Origin of the sequence: Streptococcus sp. SK643 (assembly GCF_000259505.1) — a bacterium.
Lineage (GTDB): Bacteria > Bacillota > Bacilli > Lactobacillales > Streptococcaceae > Streptococcus.
The window spans coordinates 176205-190740 of sequence record NZ_AJMM01000019.1 but is presented as its reverse complement, the minus strand read 5'-3'; the positions used below and the strand labels follow the sequence as shown (position 1 = coordinate 190740).

General features: G+C 33.1%; 20 protein-coding genes and 3 pseudogenes. All 23 read right to left on the bottom strand.

All coding sequences use genetic code 11. The features are described 5' to 3' along the window. Positions 1-197: pseudogene (locus tag HMPREF1117_RS08135) on the bottom strand (DUF443 family protein); the annotation flags it as partial. Positions 198-273: 76 nt separating this feature from the next. Then, positions 274-930, bottom strand: a complete 657-nt coding sequence (locus HMPREF1117_RS08130) for a DUF443 family protein (protein WP_000248456.1) — start codon at positions 928-930, stop codon at positions 274-276. A gap of 60 nt (positions 931-990) precedes the next feature. Further along, on the bottom strand, positions 991-1647 hold the full coding sequence (locus HMPREF1117_RS08125) for a hypothetical protein (RefSeq protein WP_000420678.1): 657 nt from the start codon (positions 1645-1647) through the stop codon (positions 991-993). 94 nt (positions 1648-1741) lie between these two features. Then, positions 1742-2398, bottom strand: coding sequence for a DUF443 family protein (locus HMPREF1117_RS08120; protein WP_000406034.1), 657 nt, complete (start codon positions 2396-2398; stop codon positions 1742-1744). A gap of 9 nt (positions 2399-2407) precedes the next feature. Beyond that, a complete protein-coding gene (locus HMPREF1117_RS08115) occupies positions 2408-3391 on the bottom strand; it encodes a hypothetical protein (RefSeq protein ID WP_000168115.1) in 984 nt (327 codons plus the stop codon). 56 nt (positions 3392-3447) lie between these two features. Next, on the bottom strand, positions 3448-3891 hold the full coding sequence (locus tag HMPREF1117_RS08110) for a T7SS effector LXG polymorphic toxin (protein ID WP_007556985.1): 444 nt from the start codon (positions 3889-3891) through the stop codon (positions 3448-3450). 57 nt (positions 3892-3948) lie between these two features. Next, the gene (locus HMPREF1117_RS0102225) at positions 3949-4470 is read right to left on the bottom strand and encodes a DUF4176 domain-containing protein (RefSeq protein WP_231160767.1); all 522 of its coding nucleotides are present in this window, start codon (positions 4468-4470) and stop codon (positions 3949-3951) included. Positions 4471-4590: 120 nt separating this feature from the next. Then, entirely contained in the window at positions 4591-4800 is a 210-nt protein-coding gene (locus tag HMPREF1117_RS0102220; RefSeq protein ID WP_000281025.1) for a hypothetical protein, read from the bottom strand. A 12-nt stretch (positions 4801-4812) separates the two neighbouring features. Then, the gene (gene pezT / locus HMPREF1117_RS08105) at positions 4813-5583 is read right to left on the bottom strand and encodes a type II toxin-antitoxin system toxin PezT (protein WP_000405345.1); all 771 of its coding nucleotides are present in this window, start codon (positions 5581-5583) and stop codon (positions 4813-4815) included. Next, entirely contained in the window at positions 5583-6059 is a 477-nt protein-coding gene (gene pezA / locus HMPREF1117_RS0102215; protein WP_000579622.1) for a type II toxin-antitoxin system antitoxin PezA, read from the bottom strand. The genes pezT and pezA overlap by 1 nt, the downstream gene beginning before the upstream one ends. A gap of 67 nt (positions 6060-6126) precedes the next feature. Next, a complete protein-coding gene (locus HMPREF1117_RS08100) occupies positions 6127-6399 on the bottom strand; it encodes a hypothetical protein (RefSeq protein ID WP_000495437.1) in 273 nt (90 codons plus the stop codon). Between the two features lie 37 nt (positions 6400-6436). Continuing rightward, entirely contained in the window at positions 6437-6811 is a 375-nt protein-coding gene (locus tag HMPREF1117_RS12060) for a DUF5945 family protein (RefSeq protein ID WP_000430110.1), read from the bottom strand. A gap of 58 nt (positions 6812-6869) precedes the next feature. After that, the gene (locus HMPREF1117_RS08085; protein ID WP_000669434.1) at positions 6870-7532 is read right to left on the bottom strand and encodes a NisI/SpaI family lantibiotic immunity lipoprotein; all 663 of its coding nucleotides are present in this window, start codon (positions 7530-7532) and stop codon (positions 6870-6872) included. Between the two features lie 162 nt (positions 7533-7694). Next, positions 7695-8357 (bottom strand): hypothetical protein, encoded by a 663-nt coding sequence (locus HMPREF1117_RS08080; protein ID WP_000615439.1) that lies wholly within the window; start codon positions 8355-8357, stop codon positions 7695-7697. Further along, positions 8335-9075 (bottom strand): lantibiotic ABC transporter permease, encoded by a 741-nt coding sequence (locus tag HMPREF1117_RS08075; protein WP_000590349.1) that lies wholly within the window; start codon positions 9073-9075, stop codon positions 8335-8337. The genes HMPREF1117_RS08080 and HMPREF1117_RS08075 overlap by 23 nt, the downstream gene beginning before the upstream one ends. Beyond that, positions 9072-9758 carry an ABC transporter ATP-binding protein gene (locus tag HMPREF1117_RS08070; protein ID WP_001025882.1) on the bottom strand — a complete coding sequence of 229 codons (687 nt, stop codon included), beginning with the start codon at positions 9756-9758 and terminating at the stop codon, positions 9072-9074. The genes HMPREF1117_RS08075 and HMPREF1117_RS08070 overlap by 4 nt, the downstream gene beginning before the upstream one ends. Positions 9759-9927: 169 nt before the next feature. Then, complete coding sequence (locus tag HMPREF1117_RS08065) at positions 9928-11271, bottom strand: sensor histidine kinase (RefSeq protein WP_000592527.1); 1344 nt, start codon at positions 11269-11271, stop codon at positions 9928-9930. Next, entirely contained in the window at positions 11264-11947 is a 684-nt protein-coding gene (locus HMPREF1117_RS08060) for a response regulator transcription factor (RefSeq protein WP_000276747.1), read from the bottom strand. Before HMPREF1117_RS08060 ends, HMPREF1117_RS08065 begins: the two co-directional genes overlap by 8 nt. A 206-nt stretch (positions 11948-12153) precedes the next feature. Beyond that, a pseudogene (locus tag HMPREF1117_RS12085) lies at positions 12154-12291 on the bottom strand (S8 family peptidase); the annotation flags it as partial. 235 nt (positions 12292-12526) lie between these two features. Beyond that, positions 12527-12684 (bottom strand): annotated as a pseudogene (locus tag HMPREF1117_RS08055) (DUF5966 family protein); the annotation flags it as partial. 13 nt (positions 12685-12697) lie between these two features. Beyond that, positions 12698-13000, bottom strand: a complete 303-nt coding sequence (locus HMPREF1117_RS08050) for a DUF5962 family protein (protein ID WP_000886366.1) — start codon at positions 12998-13000, stop codon at positions 12698-12700. Positions 13001-13056: 56 nt separating this feature from the next. Next, positions 13057-13785: an ABC transporter permease gene (locus HMPREF1117_RS08045; RefSeq protein WP_000987995.1), complete on the bottom strand. Its 729-nt coding sequence runs from the start codon at positions 13783-13785 to the stop codon at positions 13057-13059. Next, complete coding sequence (locus tag HMPREF1117_RS08040; protein WP_000933859.1) at positions 13782-14531, bottom strand: ABC transporter permease; 750 nt, start codon at positions 14529-14531, stop codon at positions 13782-13784. The genes HMPREF1117_RS08045 and HMPREF1117_RS08040 overlap by 4 nt, the downstream gene beginning before the upstream one ends. Positions 14532-14536: the final 5 nt, after the last annotated feature.

Genomic DNA, 14536 nt, shown 5'->3' with positions numbered 1-14536 from the left:
CTCATAGTTGGAGCTAAGCTCTCAAAACTCGTATCTCTTTTATCTAACTTTGAGCATTTAGCTGTGATTTCACTAGGAAGAGAACCCCAGAAATAAGTTTTAGGACTAATGCTAGTCATGTCCAAAAGATATTTTTCACCTTTAAATTCTACAATTTTATGAAAAGTTTTATTTGTTTCTTTAAATTTTAATTCCATATTTACCATCCAAACACTTTCTGAATTGATTTAATACCGGAATCAAAGTCATTTCTAACTTCTCAACGTTCTGTATTTATAGCTCTTCAATTTCAGTTAATGTTAGTGTCTTATAATACTCTGGGATTTGTGGCATTCTCAGTATTACAAAAAACCACCACGAAATTATGCCATTTATAACCAATATAGCACTTTCATAACCACTGTCAAGTCCTATAAAAAATGCTAAACAAACAGCATTAATTCCAAGAGTAATATACCACCAATCAATCATTCGTTTACCTTTGGGTTCCAAAACAAGTCGACAACGTTTACTGTTTTTGGGTACTCTTGATTCAAACTTCCCTACCGCACTTTTTTCATAAAAGACAGCCATAAGATATGACAAAAATACAGAGAAAGCAAATAACGCTACTTTCATTAAAATTTGCTGATTGATTCCCCAGCTAATAAAGGCATCTTTCATCAGCGTATGAGAGAAGCCCACAAGTGGCTGAATCATGATAACTAGAGCAGTAGATGCGCCTATTGGTGTTTTCGATTTTATTCTAAAACTATCATTAGACGGAGATAGTTCAACCATCTCAGCAGTAACCTCTTTCGGAAGCGAACCGAAAAAATAGGATTTGCCTTTTATAGTAGTAGGATCTAAGATATAACTTTTATTCTTAAACTCTACGATTCTAAAAACTGCTATATTCGAATATTTAAATTTTAATTCCACATTTACCACCCAAATACTTTCTGAATTGATTTAATACCTGAATCAATACTATTTCCAATATCATTCATTCTATAATTTCTCAATCTTTTCAACCTCAATTTGACCATGCTTGTATGGATGAGCGATTGGAAAACTTCCTAGAGTAAACATGAAAAAGAATAACGATACGATTCCATTGATTACCAAGAAAGCTCCTTCTGTTCCATTATTCAAACCAAGAAAGAAAAGTAAACAAAGGGCAATGGCTCCAACAAAAGGATATGCTCCTCCGTTACTTTTCTGAATAGTTGTAAATGTAACTATGTATTTATTGCTGTTTTTAGGAATCCATTTATCTGCTTTTTTATGAGATAACTTTAATGAAATCAGAATGGCAAAATAAGAAATTAGCATAGAAATTGCAAAGAGTAATAACTTTAATAATATTTGTTCGCTAATATTATTATGAATAAAGAGTTCCTTCAGTGCATCATAGCTAACCTTGACGATTGGTTGAACGATAATGGCTCCCATTGTCGCACTTACAGGTCTTCTAGGTTTAATTGCAAACTGGTTATTATTCTTTTCAATCTCTACCATGTCTACTGTAATCGTATCTGTTTTTATTCCCCAATAATAACTCTTGGGGCTTATTGTACTCGTATCCATGACATACTTCTTCGATTCTTGATCTATCTGAACAATTTGAAAGCACATCATACTTGAATTTTTAAATTTTAATTCCAAAATTTTCCTCCAAAAACAATGATGGTAATTCAATATTTTTTAAAACCATTATCAAATCCATCAAAAAATCTCTATAAAGGCTGCTTCATCGTTATTACAATTCTTCAATTTTTTCAACTGTCAAAAATTTATTTCTATAAGAAAAACTTATTGGAGGCATCGTCCAAACGCTCAAGAATAAGGCTAATGAAATTAAACCATTAATTACTAAAATTGCTCCCTCTTCACCATCGTTTAACATTAAAAAGAAAAGTAAGCATGCTAAGTTTAGGAAAAGAAATATATACCCAGTTAACTCTCTTCTTTTAGTCGTTCGAAGTGTTAATCTAGCTTTCTTACTTTCCTTAGGCAACCGTTCAGCTGCAATTTTATGAGCTTTTCGCAGAGAATTCCAAATAACAAGATAAGAAATCAACATAGAAATAAAATATAAAACTATCTTTAAGAATATTTGTTGACTTATCTCATAATTTACAAATAAATTTCTTAACATATCGTATCCAATTTTTACAATCGGTTGGACCATTATAGCTATAGTGCTAGTTCCCAATAGTGTTTTTGATTTTGTTTCAAAACTAGTATTTTTCTTATCCAATTCCGTCATATCAAGAGTGATATTTTGGGGTAATAAACCCCAACAGTATCTCTTAGGTGACAGAGTGCTAGTATCCATAATATATTTCTGAGAATGCCCATCTATTTCGACTATTTGATAGCAACCAATGTTAGAATTTCTAAAACTTATCTCCATCTTTTACTCCTACCACCCAAACACTTTCTGAATTGATTTAATACCGGTATCAATACTATTTCCGACTTCCTTGATACCTGCATCAATTTTGCTTCCAACTTCTTTGATACCTGAATCAATATTGCTTCCTATTTCCTTAACACTTTTTTCAAGATTGTCGCCCATCTCATTTGCTATGGTTTTAATACCCAAAAAGTTATTTTTATAAGCTTGGTCAACTACAAAAGCTACTGCAACACCAGCCGCAATTGACCAACCAACTGGATTGCTTGTCATAGCAGTTGCTAAAATGGTAGCTCCACTAGCAACATAGCCTGTCCCAACACTAGCATATATTATTCCTGTAGTAAGCATATCAACCCCTACTGCTGTCACTGCCGTCGTTACTGCAGTATGTGTAAAGGCACGTCCGGCATTTTCTTCTTGAAGATTTTTGACAAGGTCTAATCCCATAAAGACCGAGCTAATACCTGATATCCCCATGGAAACATTCGTACCTGGAATCGGAATACCAACTTCTGACACAGTAATATTCTTAAAAAGACCTTTTAGAGCATTCGTCGTGGAGTCTTTCGCAAATTGTTGTGCATTAAAGGAGAAATTCATATTTTGATAATATGAATTACCAGTCATTCCTACGCTCCAATAATTAGCTGCATCCGGTACTGATACTTTCATTTTCTCAATAAGGTGCTTGATACCTTCTTCAAGACTTGTAAAGACTGAAGTTTCCGCTAAGTCATTACCATAGTCTCCTAACGTCTTAACTGAAGATGAATCTCCATACTCCGCCTTCTTAGTCACCTCCCTCGCCAGAGCCTGCAATTCCTCAATCCCTGCCTTGTCCTTGTCAAATGCAACGCCTGGATGATTCTTCTGGAAGTAAGCCCTTGCTAGGCTATCCACTTTCTGGTGATAACGGTTTGCTGCCTTCTTGAAATGAGGATTACGATAGATATCAAGCGCTTCAGGATTACGATAAGGGCTGGCCATGGTAACCGTCCCACTCACCTTCGTTAAGCCCTTATTTTGATTATTTAAAATCGCATCTAACTCACTTGTAGCCTGCTTGCCATTGAAGGCAGCCAGTTGCTTCTCCGTCTCTGAAAGCGACTGTTTCGACGCTCAATAGCCCGACTCAACTTATCCTTGCTGGGAGCTTTCAGTGAGATCAAGTCAGAAATTTCCGTATAATATTTATTCGTCGCATCCATATCCCGAACAATGGAGGAATGGAGACCATCCACACTCTGCTTCAAGCTAGTTAAGGCCTCACTGTTGATGACAGCTGTTGCGCTTTTCTCACCGACTGTTGATTCAAAGTCAGAAATCAGATTGTCAAACTCAGTATAAAGCAGATTAGAATAGTCCATATAACCCTGAGGAAGGGGAAGGTTGTAATAGTTCAACTCATGGTAAATCGCAGTCTTGACATCACCACGCAGCGCTTGACACGATCCAAGACTCTGCGCAGTCGACTGTGCCTCAGCCAAATCAGACTCGAAAGCTTGGGCTGTTTATAGAGAAAATCCTTTAAACTTTCCAACTCGCTACGCTTGATTTTCATCGTCTAACTCCTCCTGTAATCGTAGATAAAAGTGGGAAGGAATAGCTGTTTTCATCAATATTTCCCGTAATTGACCCACATAGGAACTTTCTTTTTCTGATTCCGAATAACCCTGAGCGATGATTCGTTTGATCATAGTCTTATGAATCGTCATCGGTGGAAGCTCTGCTTGAAGACCAAGTGGCCAGAACTGTGCTAAATAATCCACATAAGCTCCGTCGAAAACGACTTTTCGCCCCATAATCATGACATAAAGTGGCTCATCGCCTAAAAGTGACACTACTAACTCTTGAGATAGCTGCTCCTTATCAATCTCAACCAATGTGCCCAAGGGAAGAATGTCACTATAAACCTTATCAACCCCATCTAAAAAATGGACAAATTCACTTTTAGCTAGCATAATATCTGTCTCGTTCCGACAAATATACACTTCTTTCGGTAAAAAAGTCACTTCAATATCAGCGCCAATCCTCGGATGATAAATATAGTTTGGTTTTTTATCCAAAAAAGCTTTTACAATTGCGCCCAATACCTCTGGACGATTTTTTAAAATAAAAGCTATCTGATTTAAAAAATCTGTAGTGGGAAATGCCACGGCTACTGGACTTACTATTTTGTAGCGTATTTAATAATTTGACAATTGTACTTTTACCAGCATTATTTTTCCTACAATTAATGATGAACTTATTAATCTATACTCTTCCGTTATATTTAACTTATTCCCTTCATCTTCATCGACTGACATTTCTGGCCATTTACTATGAGCGAAGTGAATAGTCTGAGCTTCTTCACCATATTTTCTATAATTCTTTATTGATAAGCTTTTTAAATACATAAAAATTCTCTTCTATTTTGGGGTTCTCATACTTAACTCTCTCAACCGTTCCTTCCCTATCTTCAACATCTCTTTTTCAACCGTGTTCCATTTTCCAAATAGTAAATCATGAAGAACGGTTGCTGCTGAAGTCTTATCTTCTTTTGAATCATATACACAACTTCTATCTCGTTGATAAATTTGAATTCTTTCAAAGATAGCTAGTTCTTCCAACTGCCGTGTATTATCAACTAGATGATTTACAATGAAATCATGATGTTCTTTTGAAGTTGCGCGTGCTTGGTTTGGATTGATAGCGTACAGTTCTTCGTATCGGATAAGAGTGCTCAGATAGGACAGCTTAGGCTTTGTCGCAATCAAGGCTAATTGTACTTCATATCCCTTATTTTTCAAGAGTTGTGCTGTTTTCTTTGGAACATCAATCGTTCGTAAAGTTCCCTCTATCAAAAGATTGTATCCCAAACTACTCAATTCTGTTACTAAAGACTCTACCATTTTACCTGCAAAATCTTTGGTGTATTCTACACTGTCTTTGCCATATTCTTGCTGCAGTTCTAAATAGTGTGGATGCTGAGAACGAAAACTATCGCCATCTATGATAACAATATTTCCTTGAAATTCTTTCTGTTTAATACGATGAATTGTAGTCTTACCAGCACCACTTTGCCCTCCAAGCAAAATCGCTATAGGTTGTTTACTGGACTTTTTTCCTCTTGTCAGTGAACGAAAATTCCGTGCTAGAGCATGTTTGAATTCACTATCAGTATAATCTTGGATTTCCATTAGGCTACCATCCGTTTTTCAGATATCTCTAACATGCGCTCAATTCCATCCAAATAGCCGCTATATCTCTCTATTTCATCAAAAGTCTCTACTAAATAGATATTCGTATGAATCAAGTCAGATAGATCATCACTCATTAAAATCCAAGGATTAGATTCATCATCAATGCTAATCCCCTGACTATCTTGATAACGATAGAGTCGAGATAGTAGATTAGCACCTCTTTCTTTCACAATTTCAATTTTTAAGGTCAATTCATAATCTTCAACAGGATTGAGCATTTTGTCTTCTCCTACAATATCGACATAAGATACATTAAACTTCTGACAAATGATATCTATTAATTCGGTAGAGACTGAACTCGTTCCATTTTCATAACGACTAAGACTATTTCGTGAAATACCTACAATCCGTGCAAATTCGGTTTGTGTTAAGTCATGTGTTTTACGTAAGGATTTTATGTTCTTTCCAATCATGGCAAACTCCTTTATTTTTATAATTCAATTATAGCATAAAAAAGAACAATGCACCAAATTTGGTGCGTTATTGACTATTTTTCCTAAACCTATCTAAATTCTTCTTCAATTGTTCCTTATGAAGTTGATTCTTAGCTTCCTTTAATGTGTCGTCCAAAGTTTCTTCTCTGTAAGTTGATTCTGTTTTTAGTTGTTCTGATCCTTGATCTGGAGTGAAAATGATATCTAACAGTCGGTCTATTTTTTCAAGATCTTGGACAGACATATCAGATAGTCTATGAATTAGCTTCTTAAATACATCACCATTATCGTGGTTTTTCTTAAAAAATGTTGTAAACATCTATAACCTCTCAAAAAAAGCAGCCTATTAGGACTGCTTAGTGTAATTCGGAAATCGCATCATAAATGGACTGCAATTTCTTATTGTCTTTATTCTTTGTGTCAATCAAAGTATGTAACTCTTCAATTTTCTTTTGACTACTTTGAATATCACTATTGTTATCCGCAATCAACCTTTTAAGATCTTGCTGATAACTTGTAGTGATATCTGTCTCTTTTCCTGTTCTAACCTCATAAGAGATCATGGCAATAGCTTGATTCGTAGTCTGATTAACAAAGATATCCGCTTTTTCGAAATGATAATCCAAAATATAGTCCTTATAAACTTGGTTCATGGCATCATTTTGACTTGACAATTCTTGAGAATAGGTTGATTCAGTCATATAAGGTTGAATACGTGTATTATTTTCCACTAGTTTTTCCAATGCCTGACACTATGCGCTTTTTTCTTTTAAAGATTTTTTGCCCAGTTCAACTTCTTAAGAAAGCCAAATGATATTCTCCATTCAATTTAACTGCTACTTTCTCGTGGATAGACTGATTTTCTAAAGAACATATTTCTCCATATTTCCAACTTTCGTGCTCCCCTGATAATCTAGTGACTGACTTTACTTGATTATCTAAGTTAGCAACTGTAGCACTAAGCTCTTCTTTTGGAATAATTTCTTCAGTAATTGTAAATGATTGTTCCCCTACCTTCAACTCTCTGGCTTCTTGCTCATTGATAGCAAATCCTCCTACTAAGCGAACATTAAATAAGTCAGAAACTTTTAGGAGTTCTTCTTTAGAAATATTATCAAGTAGTCTACATTTATAGAAAGTACTATCAATTTTTATGGCAAATTCTCTATTCTGGGTCTGATATAAGTCACCAATCTCCAACATATCATTCTTTATTTCATTATTGGAATCATCGTAAGATATTTCATAAGTATCATCATGATTGCCTACTTTACTTTCAATATTTTCATATGAAATTAATTGATTAGTTACACCATAATGCTCTCCTTTATAATCAAATCGATTATAACTTGAGTCGAGAAATTTAACATCATACTTCTCATATGTGCATCCAGTCAATCCAAGTAAACTTAAGAAAAAAATGACGGAAAGATAGATCTTTTTGAATTTCATAGTTCTCCTCCTAATTTTCTATAGTTAAATTATCAAAAATCAATAACGCCTCTCTCCAATACGTCTTTAAAGACTTATTTTGGATATGAAGTAAAGTCAAAACAATTCCCAAACTTCCATTCAAAAATTTAACACTTCCTTCATTTCCATCAGAATATATAATTAAACACCTTTTCTGCTTACAACTACTAAATTAGCAACAAACAATAATACAACATAAAAAGTTAAAACTAATAAATTGGTTGTGCTTCTGAAATTGTTTTCTAAAATTATATTAACTGGCAAAATTACTGGAATCCAAAAAATATTGAGAAAAACTTTATTTGTTGCAAATAATAGAAATAAACTTTCTACAACAGCTATAAGTAAATTGCCTCCTTTCGCAATAAACAATGTCAATAGCATGTGGAAATGATTCAGCAATATTAGTAATAACCAACTAACTATTCCTACGTAAAAATAATATGAAAAGTGTTCTAACTCTATACCTACAACTACCCATAAAGGAATAGTGAGTAAAGATAATAGTAAATCTAACACAAAAAGTTTCGCTCCCCATATACTGGATATATTTCTCCCACTCCTAATATTCTGATAATGATTAGCATTGATTTCTTGTTCAGATACTAATAAAGTGATTATCGTAGTTATCATACAATAGCCTAACATGGGTAAAAAGATAATATTTTCCAATACAATTGTGTTATTTACAGATAATATGTAAATTGGAATTGTCAATAGTTGTATAGTAGACAAAATCAAAATAATGTATAGTTGATACGAACCTTTAAATTTAATCATTTCACTTTTTAGCAATTGGATCATTACTTAACCTCCAATTTAACATTAACAAAGAAACAATAAATAGAATCAATGATAGAAATACGGCAAATACTACCATTTTAACGTCTGTTACATGATTTGTTAAATCTAAATCTCCTGACGGTTTTATATACATAAGACTATAAGCAATTTTATAATGATATGTAAAAGGAAAGAAGAACCAAAAGCTACTTTGAGAGATAAAAGGTGCAACCAAAAAACAAATCAAGGAGTTAATAGATACTAGGATATAGGGGTTGATCCATTTCGAAAATAGATACAAGAGTGGCAATACCCATATGGATGTTATCGAAATAATTACTAAACAAATTAAGTCACCAATTATATTCAATGATATTAAGTCGGCATACAAAAAATTACTTGTAAATAATAATATAGCTAAAAACCATACGTTAGAAATGAGTAAATCTTTTAATTTTAAAAGTATCTTTACGATATATATTTTTATGCTATCATTTCGAAAGTATATATTCTGGAAGTTTCCTGCAGCTTCTTCTGCTTTATAATCATATAAAAATAACAATCCAATAAGTGTATACAAAAAGACGGCTTCCCACCAATATATTGAAAAACTTTCTATAATACTCGGTCCAACAAGTAATATAGCTATTAAAATCGACAATCCCGGAGCTATTATCAAGAATTTTTTGGATGTATTTTTTCGCTGTTTTAACCATTCTGATTTAAATATTTTTATCATATTGCATCACCTCCATGAACAATTCTAAAAAATAAAGATTCTAAATCATCACTTTGAACATTCGAACCGTCGTAAAAAATGTGACCATCATGTAAAATAACAACTTTATCTGCCACTTTACTAACTTCATACAGTTGATGGCTAGATAAAAGAATTGTCATTCCTGATTTCTTTAAAGAAATCATTAAATTCAATAATTCCTTTATACCATCTGGATCCAATCCATTGGTAGGTTCATCTAAAATGAGCAAATCTGGACTAGTAATTATTGCCATACCTAATCCCAAACGTTGTTTCATACCTAAAGAAAAGCTCCCTGCTTTCTTCTTTCCCGTATTAGATAGCCCAATCAAGTTTAATACTTCATTAATTCGTTCGTCAGAAATGTCATATAATAATGCTCTTGTTTTTAAGTTATCATAAGCAGATAAGTTCATATAGATAGCAGGAGTTTCAATAAGCGCTCCAATCTCATATATGCCCGCATTTTTTCCCCCATTAAAAATAACCGTACCACTATCAGCATTTTCAAGACCAAAAATAATCTTCATAATTGTTGATTTTCCTGCACCATTGATACCTAATAATCCACAAATACTTCCCTCTTTTATTTCAAAAGAAATATTTTTCAGCACTTCTCTATCCTTATATGATTTTCTAAGTTTTTGAACTTGTATATTCATAACTCTAATTCCTCCTTGTTTTATACTTGTATGTTACACTTTATTTTTCAAAATTTGTTCAGATTTTCCAATTTTAAAAAATAAAAAAATAGACAGTCCTCAATTTAGAAAACCATCTATTTTTATACATAGCTATTATATGGAATCTATCTAATATATCCCTATAGAATTATTTTTTAATAAGCAACGTCACTTGAGCACCACCTCTATCTGGATTTGATAAAAACAATTCTCCAAAATGTCTAGTTGCAACTTGTTTAGCAAATGCTAACCCTAAACCATAGTGCTTATTATTCCGACCTTTATTCTCAGTATAAAATAACTTATCTGCATTTAATAAGGACTGTTCAGTAAAAGGGAGACCATTATTCCAAACTCCAAAATTAATATACTCTGTTTCCTCAATGATAGTAAGCGTAACTTTTTTTTCACCAGAACTATATCTTGCTGCATTTGCTAAAATATTAATTAATGCCCTATTTAAATTAAAACGATTTCCCTTAAAAAACATTAATGTTGTAGTATTAATAATTTTGAAATCAACCTTTGCATTATTCATTACAGATTTCACCTCTACTGACAGATCACTTAAAAAATCAGGTAAATATATCTGTTCCCCATAATCTTTATCTTCAATTAGTAATCTTGAATAATCAATCATTGAACTAAAGTATCTTTCAAAAATCACTATACTGTTATTCATTGACTGAGTATATTCCTTCTGTTGATCAGTCAGGTTAGTTAATTCAAGCAACTCTAAATTTCCCTTTAGTACTGTTAAAGGAGTTTTTACATCATGAGCTAATGCACCAACTTGAAAAGATAAATCTTCCTTCTCCCTTCTCTCTGATTTGAGTAAATTAGTTAACTCGTTGTCCTTTTGATATAATACAGAAAGAATTTCATCGAACTCTTGTATTTGAGCGGGAATGTTTTTTTCTTTAAATGTTAACTGCCCCATGTTTAAAGCTTTTTTTTGTATGAGGAGAAAATTATTTGAAAATTCTTTTATTAATCTTGTCAGTGACCAAATGAGTAAAATTGTTTCGAAAACGAAGAAAAATAAATAAGAAAATAGATTAAATGAAATGTGACGCAAATTCGGATTAACAAACTCAGGTATCATGGGTTGCCTGACAGTAAGTACAATCTCTGGATTAGCATAATACCCATAATACACTGCACTATTACTTGCAGATTCATTTTTAGCAAAAACTTCTTGATAGGCAGGCAAATCCTTTTTTTGATAATTGCCCTCTTCAATTGTACCTGTCTTGCGATTAAATACAACATAGTCAAATATAGAGTTATTCATTGCTTGAACTACATCACTTAAATTGCTGGTATCACTCACTGAAATTTCAATTTTAGAGCCGTATGCATTTAATTGTCCTGTAAAAACAAGTAAATAAGTAAATATAAAAAATAAAAGTATACTCAGTAACGTACCTGTTACTAGTTCTAAAACAGTCCTTATTATACGTCCTCTAATTGTACTATTCTTCTTAATCATGCCACTTGTATCCCATACCTCTAACTGTTTTTATAGGATTAATTCCATAGGACGAGAATTTTAATCTTATTTGATAGATATACTCAGATATTGAACGAAAGAGAGTTTCAGCAGCATCATCATAAACATTTTCATATATATCTTGTACAGTAAAAATTTTTCTTGGATTGCTAGATAATAGCTCTATGATATCATATTCCCTACTTGTAAAAGCAAGACTATCTCCATTAATACAAACAATTTTTTCTTGTAAATAAATCGTTATTGGAGATAATTCTCGAACAATTTGATTACTTAATTCACCTTGTTTGTATCGTTCTTCTCGTTTGAGATTTGCAGCAACTTTGGCAATTAATTGATTGATGCTGAAAGGTTTTGTAATATAGTCATCTCCTCCTAAATTCAATCCTGATACTATATCATCTTCGGTGTCTTTTGCACTGACAAAAATAATAGGGGAGCTTACTTTATTTCTAATCTGCTTACAAATTTGCATACCATCTATATTAGGCATCATTACATCTAATAAAATCAAATCAAATCCTTTGAAATTATTAATATTGATTGGTACGGTGACTTCTTGATACGTCGTTACCTGATAGTTTTTCATCTCCAAAATAGTTCGCATCAGTTTCAAAATTTCAAAATCGTCATCTACAACTAATATCTTATACATTCTATCACCTCAAAATATTTTAGAGAACTATCTGCAAAGCTCCGTATTCTTGACAAAGAATAGTCTCAATGCATCAATTTGTAATTGTTCTTTATTCTTTAAATTAAATTTTTAGAAACTAGTACAAATCTATTTTACACTATCTTGAACAAAATTCGTAATATTTAATAGTATAATTTGAGTACCGTCAATGTCATTTCTTATCCAGCAGGAATATCCATAACTTTCCCATCTATATGTGAATAATCCTTCCCCTTAAGTTCTCCAAGGTAATGTTTCAATGATTCTTGATTATTTTAATCTAGACCCTCATCACCTACTGAAGCAACAATTATTGAACCCTGATATTTGAGATTATATCAGAGAAAATTCAGATTTTATTCAGAGAAAAAATCATCTTTACACTACTAGTGAAATTCAAATTTAAGAAAGAATCAATTTCTAAAATTTTTCATGTCCTAAAAAACGGAATACGTTTTGAACTTATTCAGATTATTTTCTATCCCCTCTTCCACTTATATCCTGTACAGCATGCTAAAGCAAGTAAAACTAAATAACCATTCTGTGCTAAATCTTCCGTGTAAAGAGAAGATAAATTCCATAGACCTCTACGAAAATAAGAAAACTGATTAAACCAATAAGGAAAAGTCCACTGGCAGTAAGAAAGAGTCTCCATAAAAAATGAGAATTCCTCCTACTGCTAAAAAAATTACTGGGATAATGAGTAAATCATTCATGACTTTCTCCTTTCTAGTCAATCAATTGACGATAATGGGTGGTAAGAGAATAATCAAACTCTTCTAATTTTTGAACTAAGTCCAAATACTCCTCTTTTTCATTTTCTTCAAAGTCCACACCTAGATGATTCTGAAGAGCGATTTCCAATTGACTAGTGAGTTCTCGTTTGGAAAAGCTGTAATCCCCAGTCACTTCCTCATAATGTTCCTTTAACTCCTTGTAGGCTTGGTATTCTTCAGGGGTTTGAAATTCCTGTACCAAAGCCTCTTCTAATTGATAATTAGACCTTCTTTCTATAAAAACTAGGTCAAGCATATCAGATAAAGCTTGGAGCTTTTATCACAATAAAAAGACTCCGAAGAGTCTTCGCATTACTTATGCAATTCTTTATTACTCAATGTATGAAAAATCCCCCACAGAAGAATATTTACAATGATAAACAGCACTATTTCCACTAAATTAAAGTCTATCAAATTCCGTGACCGCATTGCCACCATAGCTTGGGAGTAGGGATAGATTAAAGATAATTTATCTGATACAAAAATCATCATAAATCCTACGAAGGTACCAATAGCACCAATTCCAACAGATTTACTGAATACACGAGTTTTAGCTGTCACAAAAAACTGTACTGCCATCATACTAATTGTTCCAAAAATCCCCAATAAATTCCACTTGAGGTAGGTGAACAAATTAGAAATTTCTAAATGAGCTAAGTGAGCACTGACATAAAAAATACCAAACAAGAACAACTGTAAAACAGCAATAAACAAGATAATTACTATTTCTTTTGCCAACAATAATTTCCCAAGACTCACATTATTAGCTCTGAGAAATTCAATATTTTTTCTATCAAACTCTTTTCCTAACATCATGGCTACATAAAGGCTGACCAAAATTGGAAAGAAAAGCTGGCTATAATAGAAGGTCAATTGTCCCCATAAAACAGGCACTTTTTCACTTTCTTCAACCATAGAATAAGCTGCACCAAAGTAAATCCCAAGACCAATCAGGCTACAAAAAGCTAAGAAGCAAATACCAATCATCAACATGGAAAATTTTTTGGTTTTCCGCCATTCTACTGATAGATAAGACATCATAGCTTGCCTCCTTTCTTTTCAACCAAATAGAGAGATAAGAAGAGATAGATTAGGGCTATTGGCAAATATGTAAATAGTTTAAATCCTAGGTTTGTCGCCAAAACATAACTCACTTGACTGGCGACTTGCTGGTAATCCACCAGAGACAGATATCCTATACCACCAAAAGGGAAAATCAGCTGTAGAAAAGCTGGTGCATGACCAAATCCAACTCCAAGAAATCCTCCGAAAACCCCTAATGCCAGTATCAATGCCTGCTTCTTCACTAAAAACTGCAAAGTCAAAAACAGACAGGTTAAGACAAAAGAAGCTAGCAAGAAAATGACGATTTGCCAGATGATTAGGCTAACAGGCATTTCTAGACCTGATATGATTGCAATCAACTGGACTACTACTCCCTCCAAAAAAGCGAGAAAGGTCAAAATGAACATGGTCAGGGCAAGCTTACTCAGAAAGATATGCCGTACATTTTCACCATTTGCCAAAAGCAGTTTGAAAGTGTTGCCCTCCTTCTCGTTCTTGACAATCCGCGATACAAAGAGAGCAATCATAATAGGGAGAATCAAGCCATTTACTTCTTTTATCATATAAAAAATTAGGCTAATCTGGTGCATGTCTGGATTACTTAGGTAGCGTGTAGCGGCTGCAATTGCCCAAGCAAATCCGACTCCCATAACTAGTATGCTGATGAGGAAGGATTTGGTTCGTTTTGCCTTGAGCAATTCAATAGACAAATTATTCAACATAAGAC

Excerpts from the sequence above, each read along its gene's own strand:
- HMPREF1117_RS08120 (WP_000406034.1), bottom strand. The coding sequence starts at position 2,398 with ATGGAGATAAGTTTTAGAAATTCTAACATTGGTTGCTATCAAATAGTC.
- HMPREF1117_RS08115 (WP_000168115.1), bottom strand. The coding sequence starts at position 3,391 with ATGGCCAGCCCTTATCGTAATCCTGAAGCGCTTGATATCTATCGTAAT.
- HMPREF1117_RS0102220 (WP_000281025.1), bottom strand. The coding sequence starts at position 4,800 with ATGTATTTAAAAAGCTTATCAATAAAGAATTATAGAAAATATGGTGAA.
- pezT (WP_000405345.1), bottom strand. The coding sequence starts at position 5,583 with ATGGAAATCCAAGATTATACTGATAGTGAATTCAAACATGCTCTAGCA.
- pezA (WP_000579622.1), bottom strand. The coding sequence starts at position 6,059 with ATGATTGGAAAGAACATAAAATCCTTACGTAAAACACATGACTTAACA.
- HMPREF1117_RS08100 (WP_000495437.1), bottom strand. The coding sequence starts at position 6,399 with ATGTTTACAACATTTTTTAAGAAAAACCACGATAATGGTGATGTATTT.
- HMPREF1117_RS08085 (WP_000669434.1), bottom strand. The coding sequence starts at position 7,532 with ATGAAATTCAAAAAGATCTATCTTTCCGTCATTTTTTTCTTAAGTTTA.
- HMPREF1117_RS08080 (WP_000615439.1), bottom strand. The coding sequence starts at position 8,357 with ATGATCCAATTGCTAAAAAGTGAAATGATTAAATTTAAAGGTTCGTAT.
- HMPREF1117_RS08075 (WP_000590349.1), bottom strand. The coding sequence starts at position 9,075 with ATGATAAAAATATTTAAATCAGAATGGTTAAAACAGCGAAAAAATACA.
- HMPREF1117_RS08070 (WP_001025882.1), bottom strand. The coding sequence starts at position 9,758 with ATGAATATACAAGTTCAAAAACTTAGAAAATCATATAAGGATAGAGAA.
- HMPREF1117_RS08065 (WP_000592527.1), bottom strand. The coding sequence starts at position 11,271 with ATGATTAAGAAGAATAGTACAATTAGAGGACGTATAATAAGGACTGTT.
- HMPREF1117_RS08060 (WP_000276747.1), bottom strand. The coding sequence starts at position 11,947 with ATGTATAAGATATTAGTTGTAGATGACGATTTTGAAATTTTGAAACTG.
- HMPREF1117_RS08050 (WP_000886366.1), bottom strand. The coding sequence starts at position 13,000 with ATGCTTGACCTAGTTTTTATAGAAAGAAGGTCTAATTATCAATTAGAA.
- HMPREF1117_RS08045 (WP_000987995.1), bottom strand. The coding sequence starts at position 13,785 with ATGATGTCTTATCTATCAGTAGAATGGCGGAAAACCAAAAAATTTTCC.
- HMPREF1117_RS08040 (WP_000933859.1), bottom strand. The coding sequence starts at position 14,531 with ATGTTGAATAATTTGTCTATTGAATTGCTCAAGGCAAAACGAACCAAA.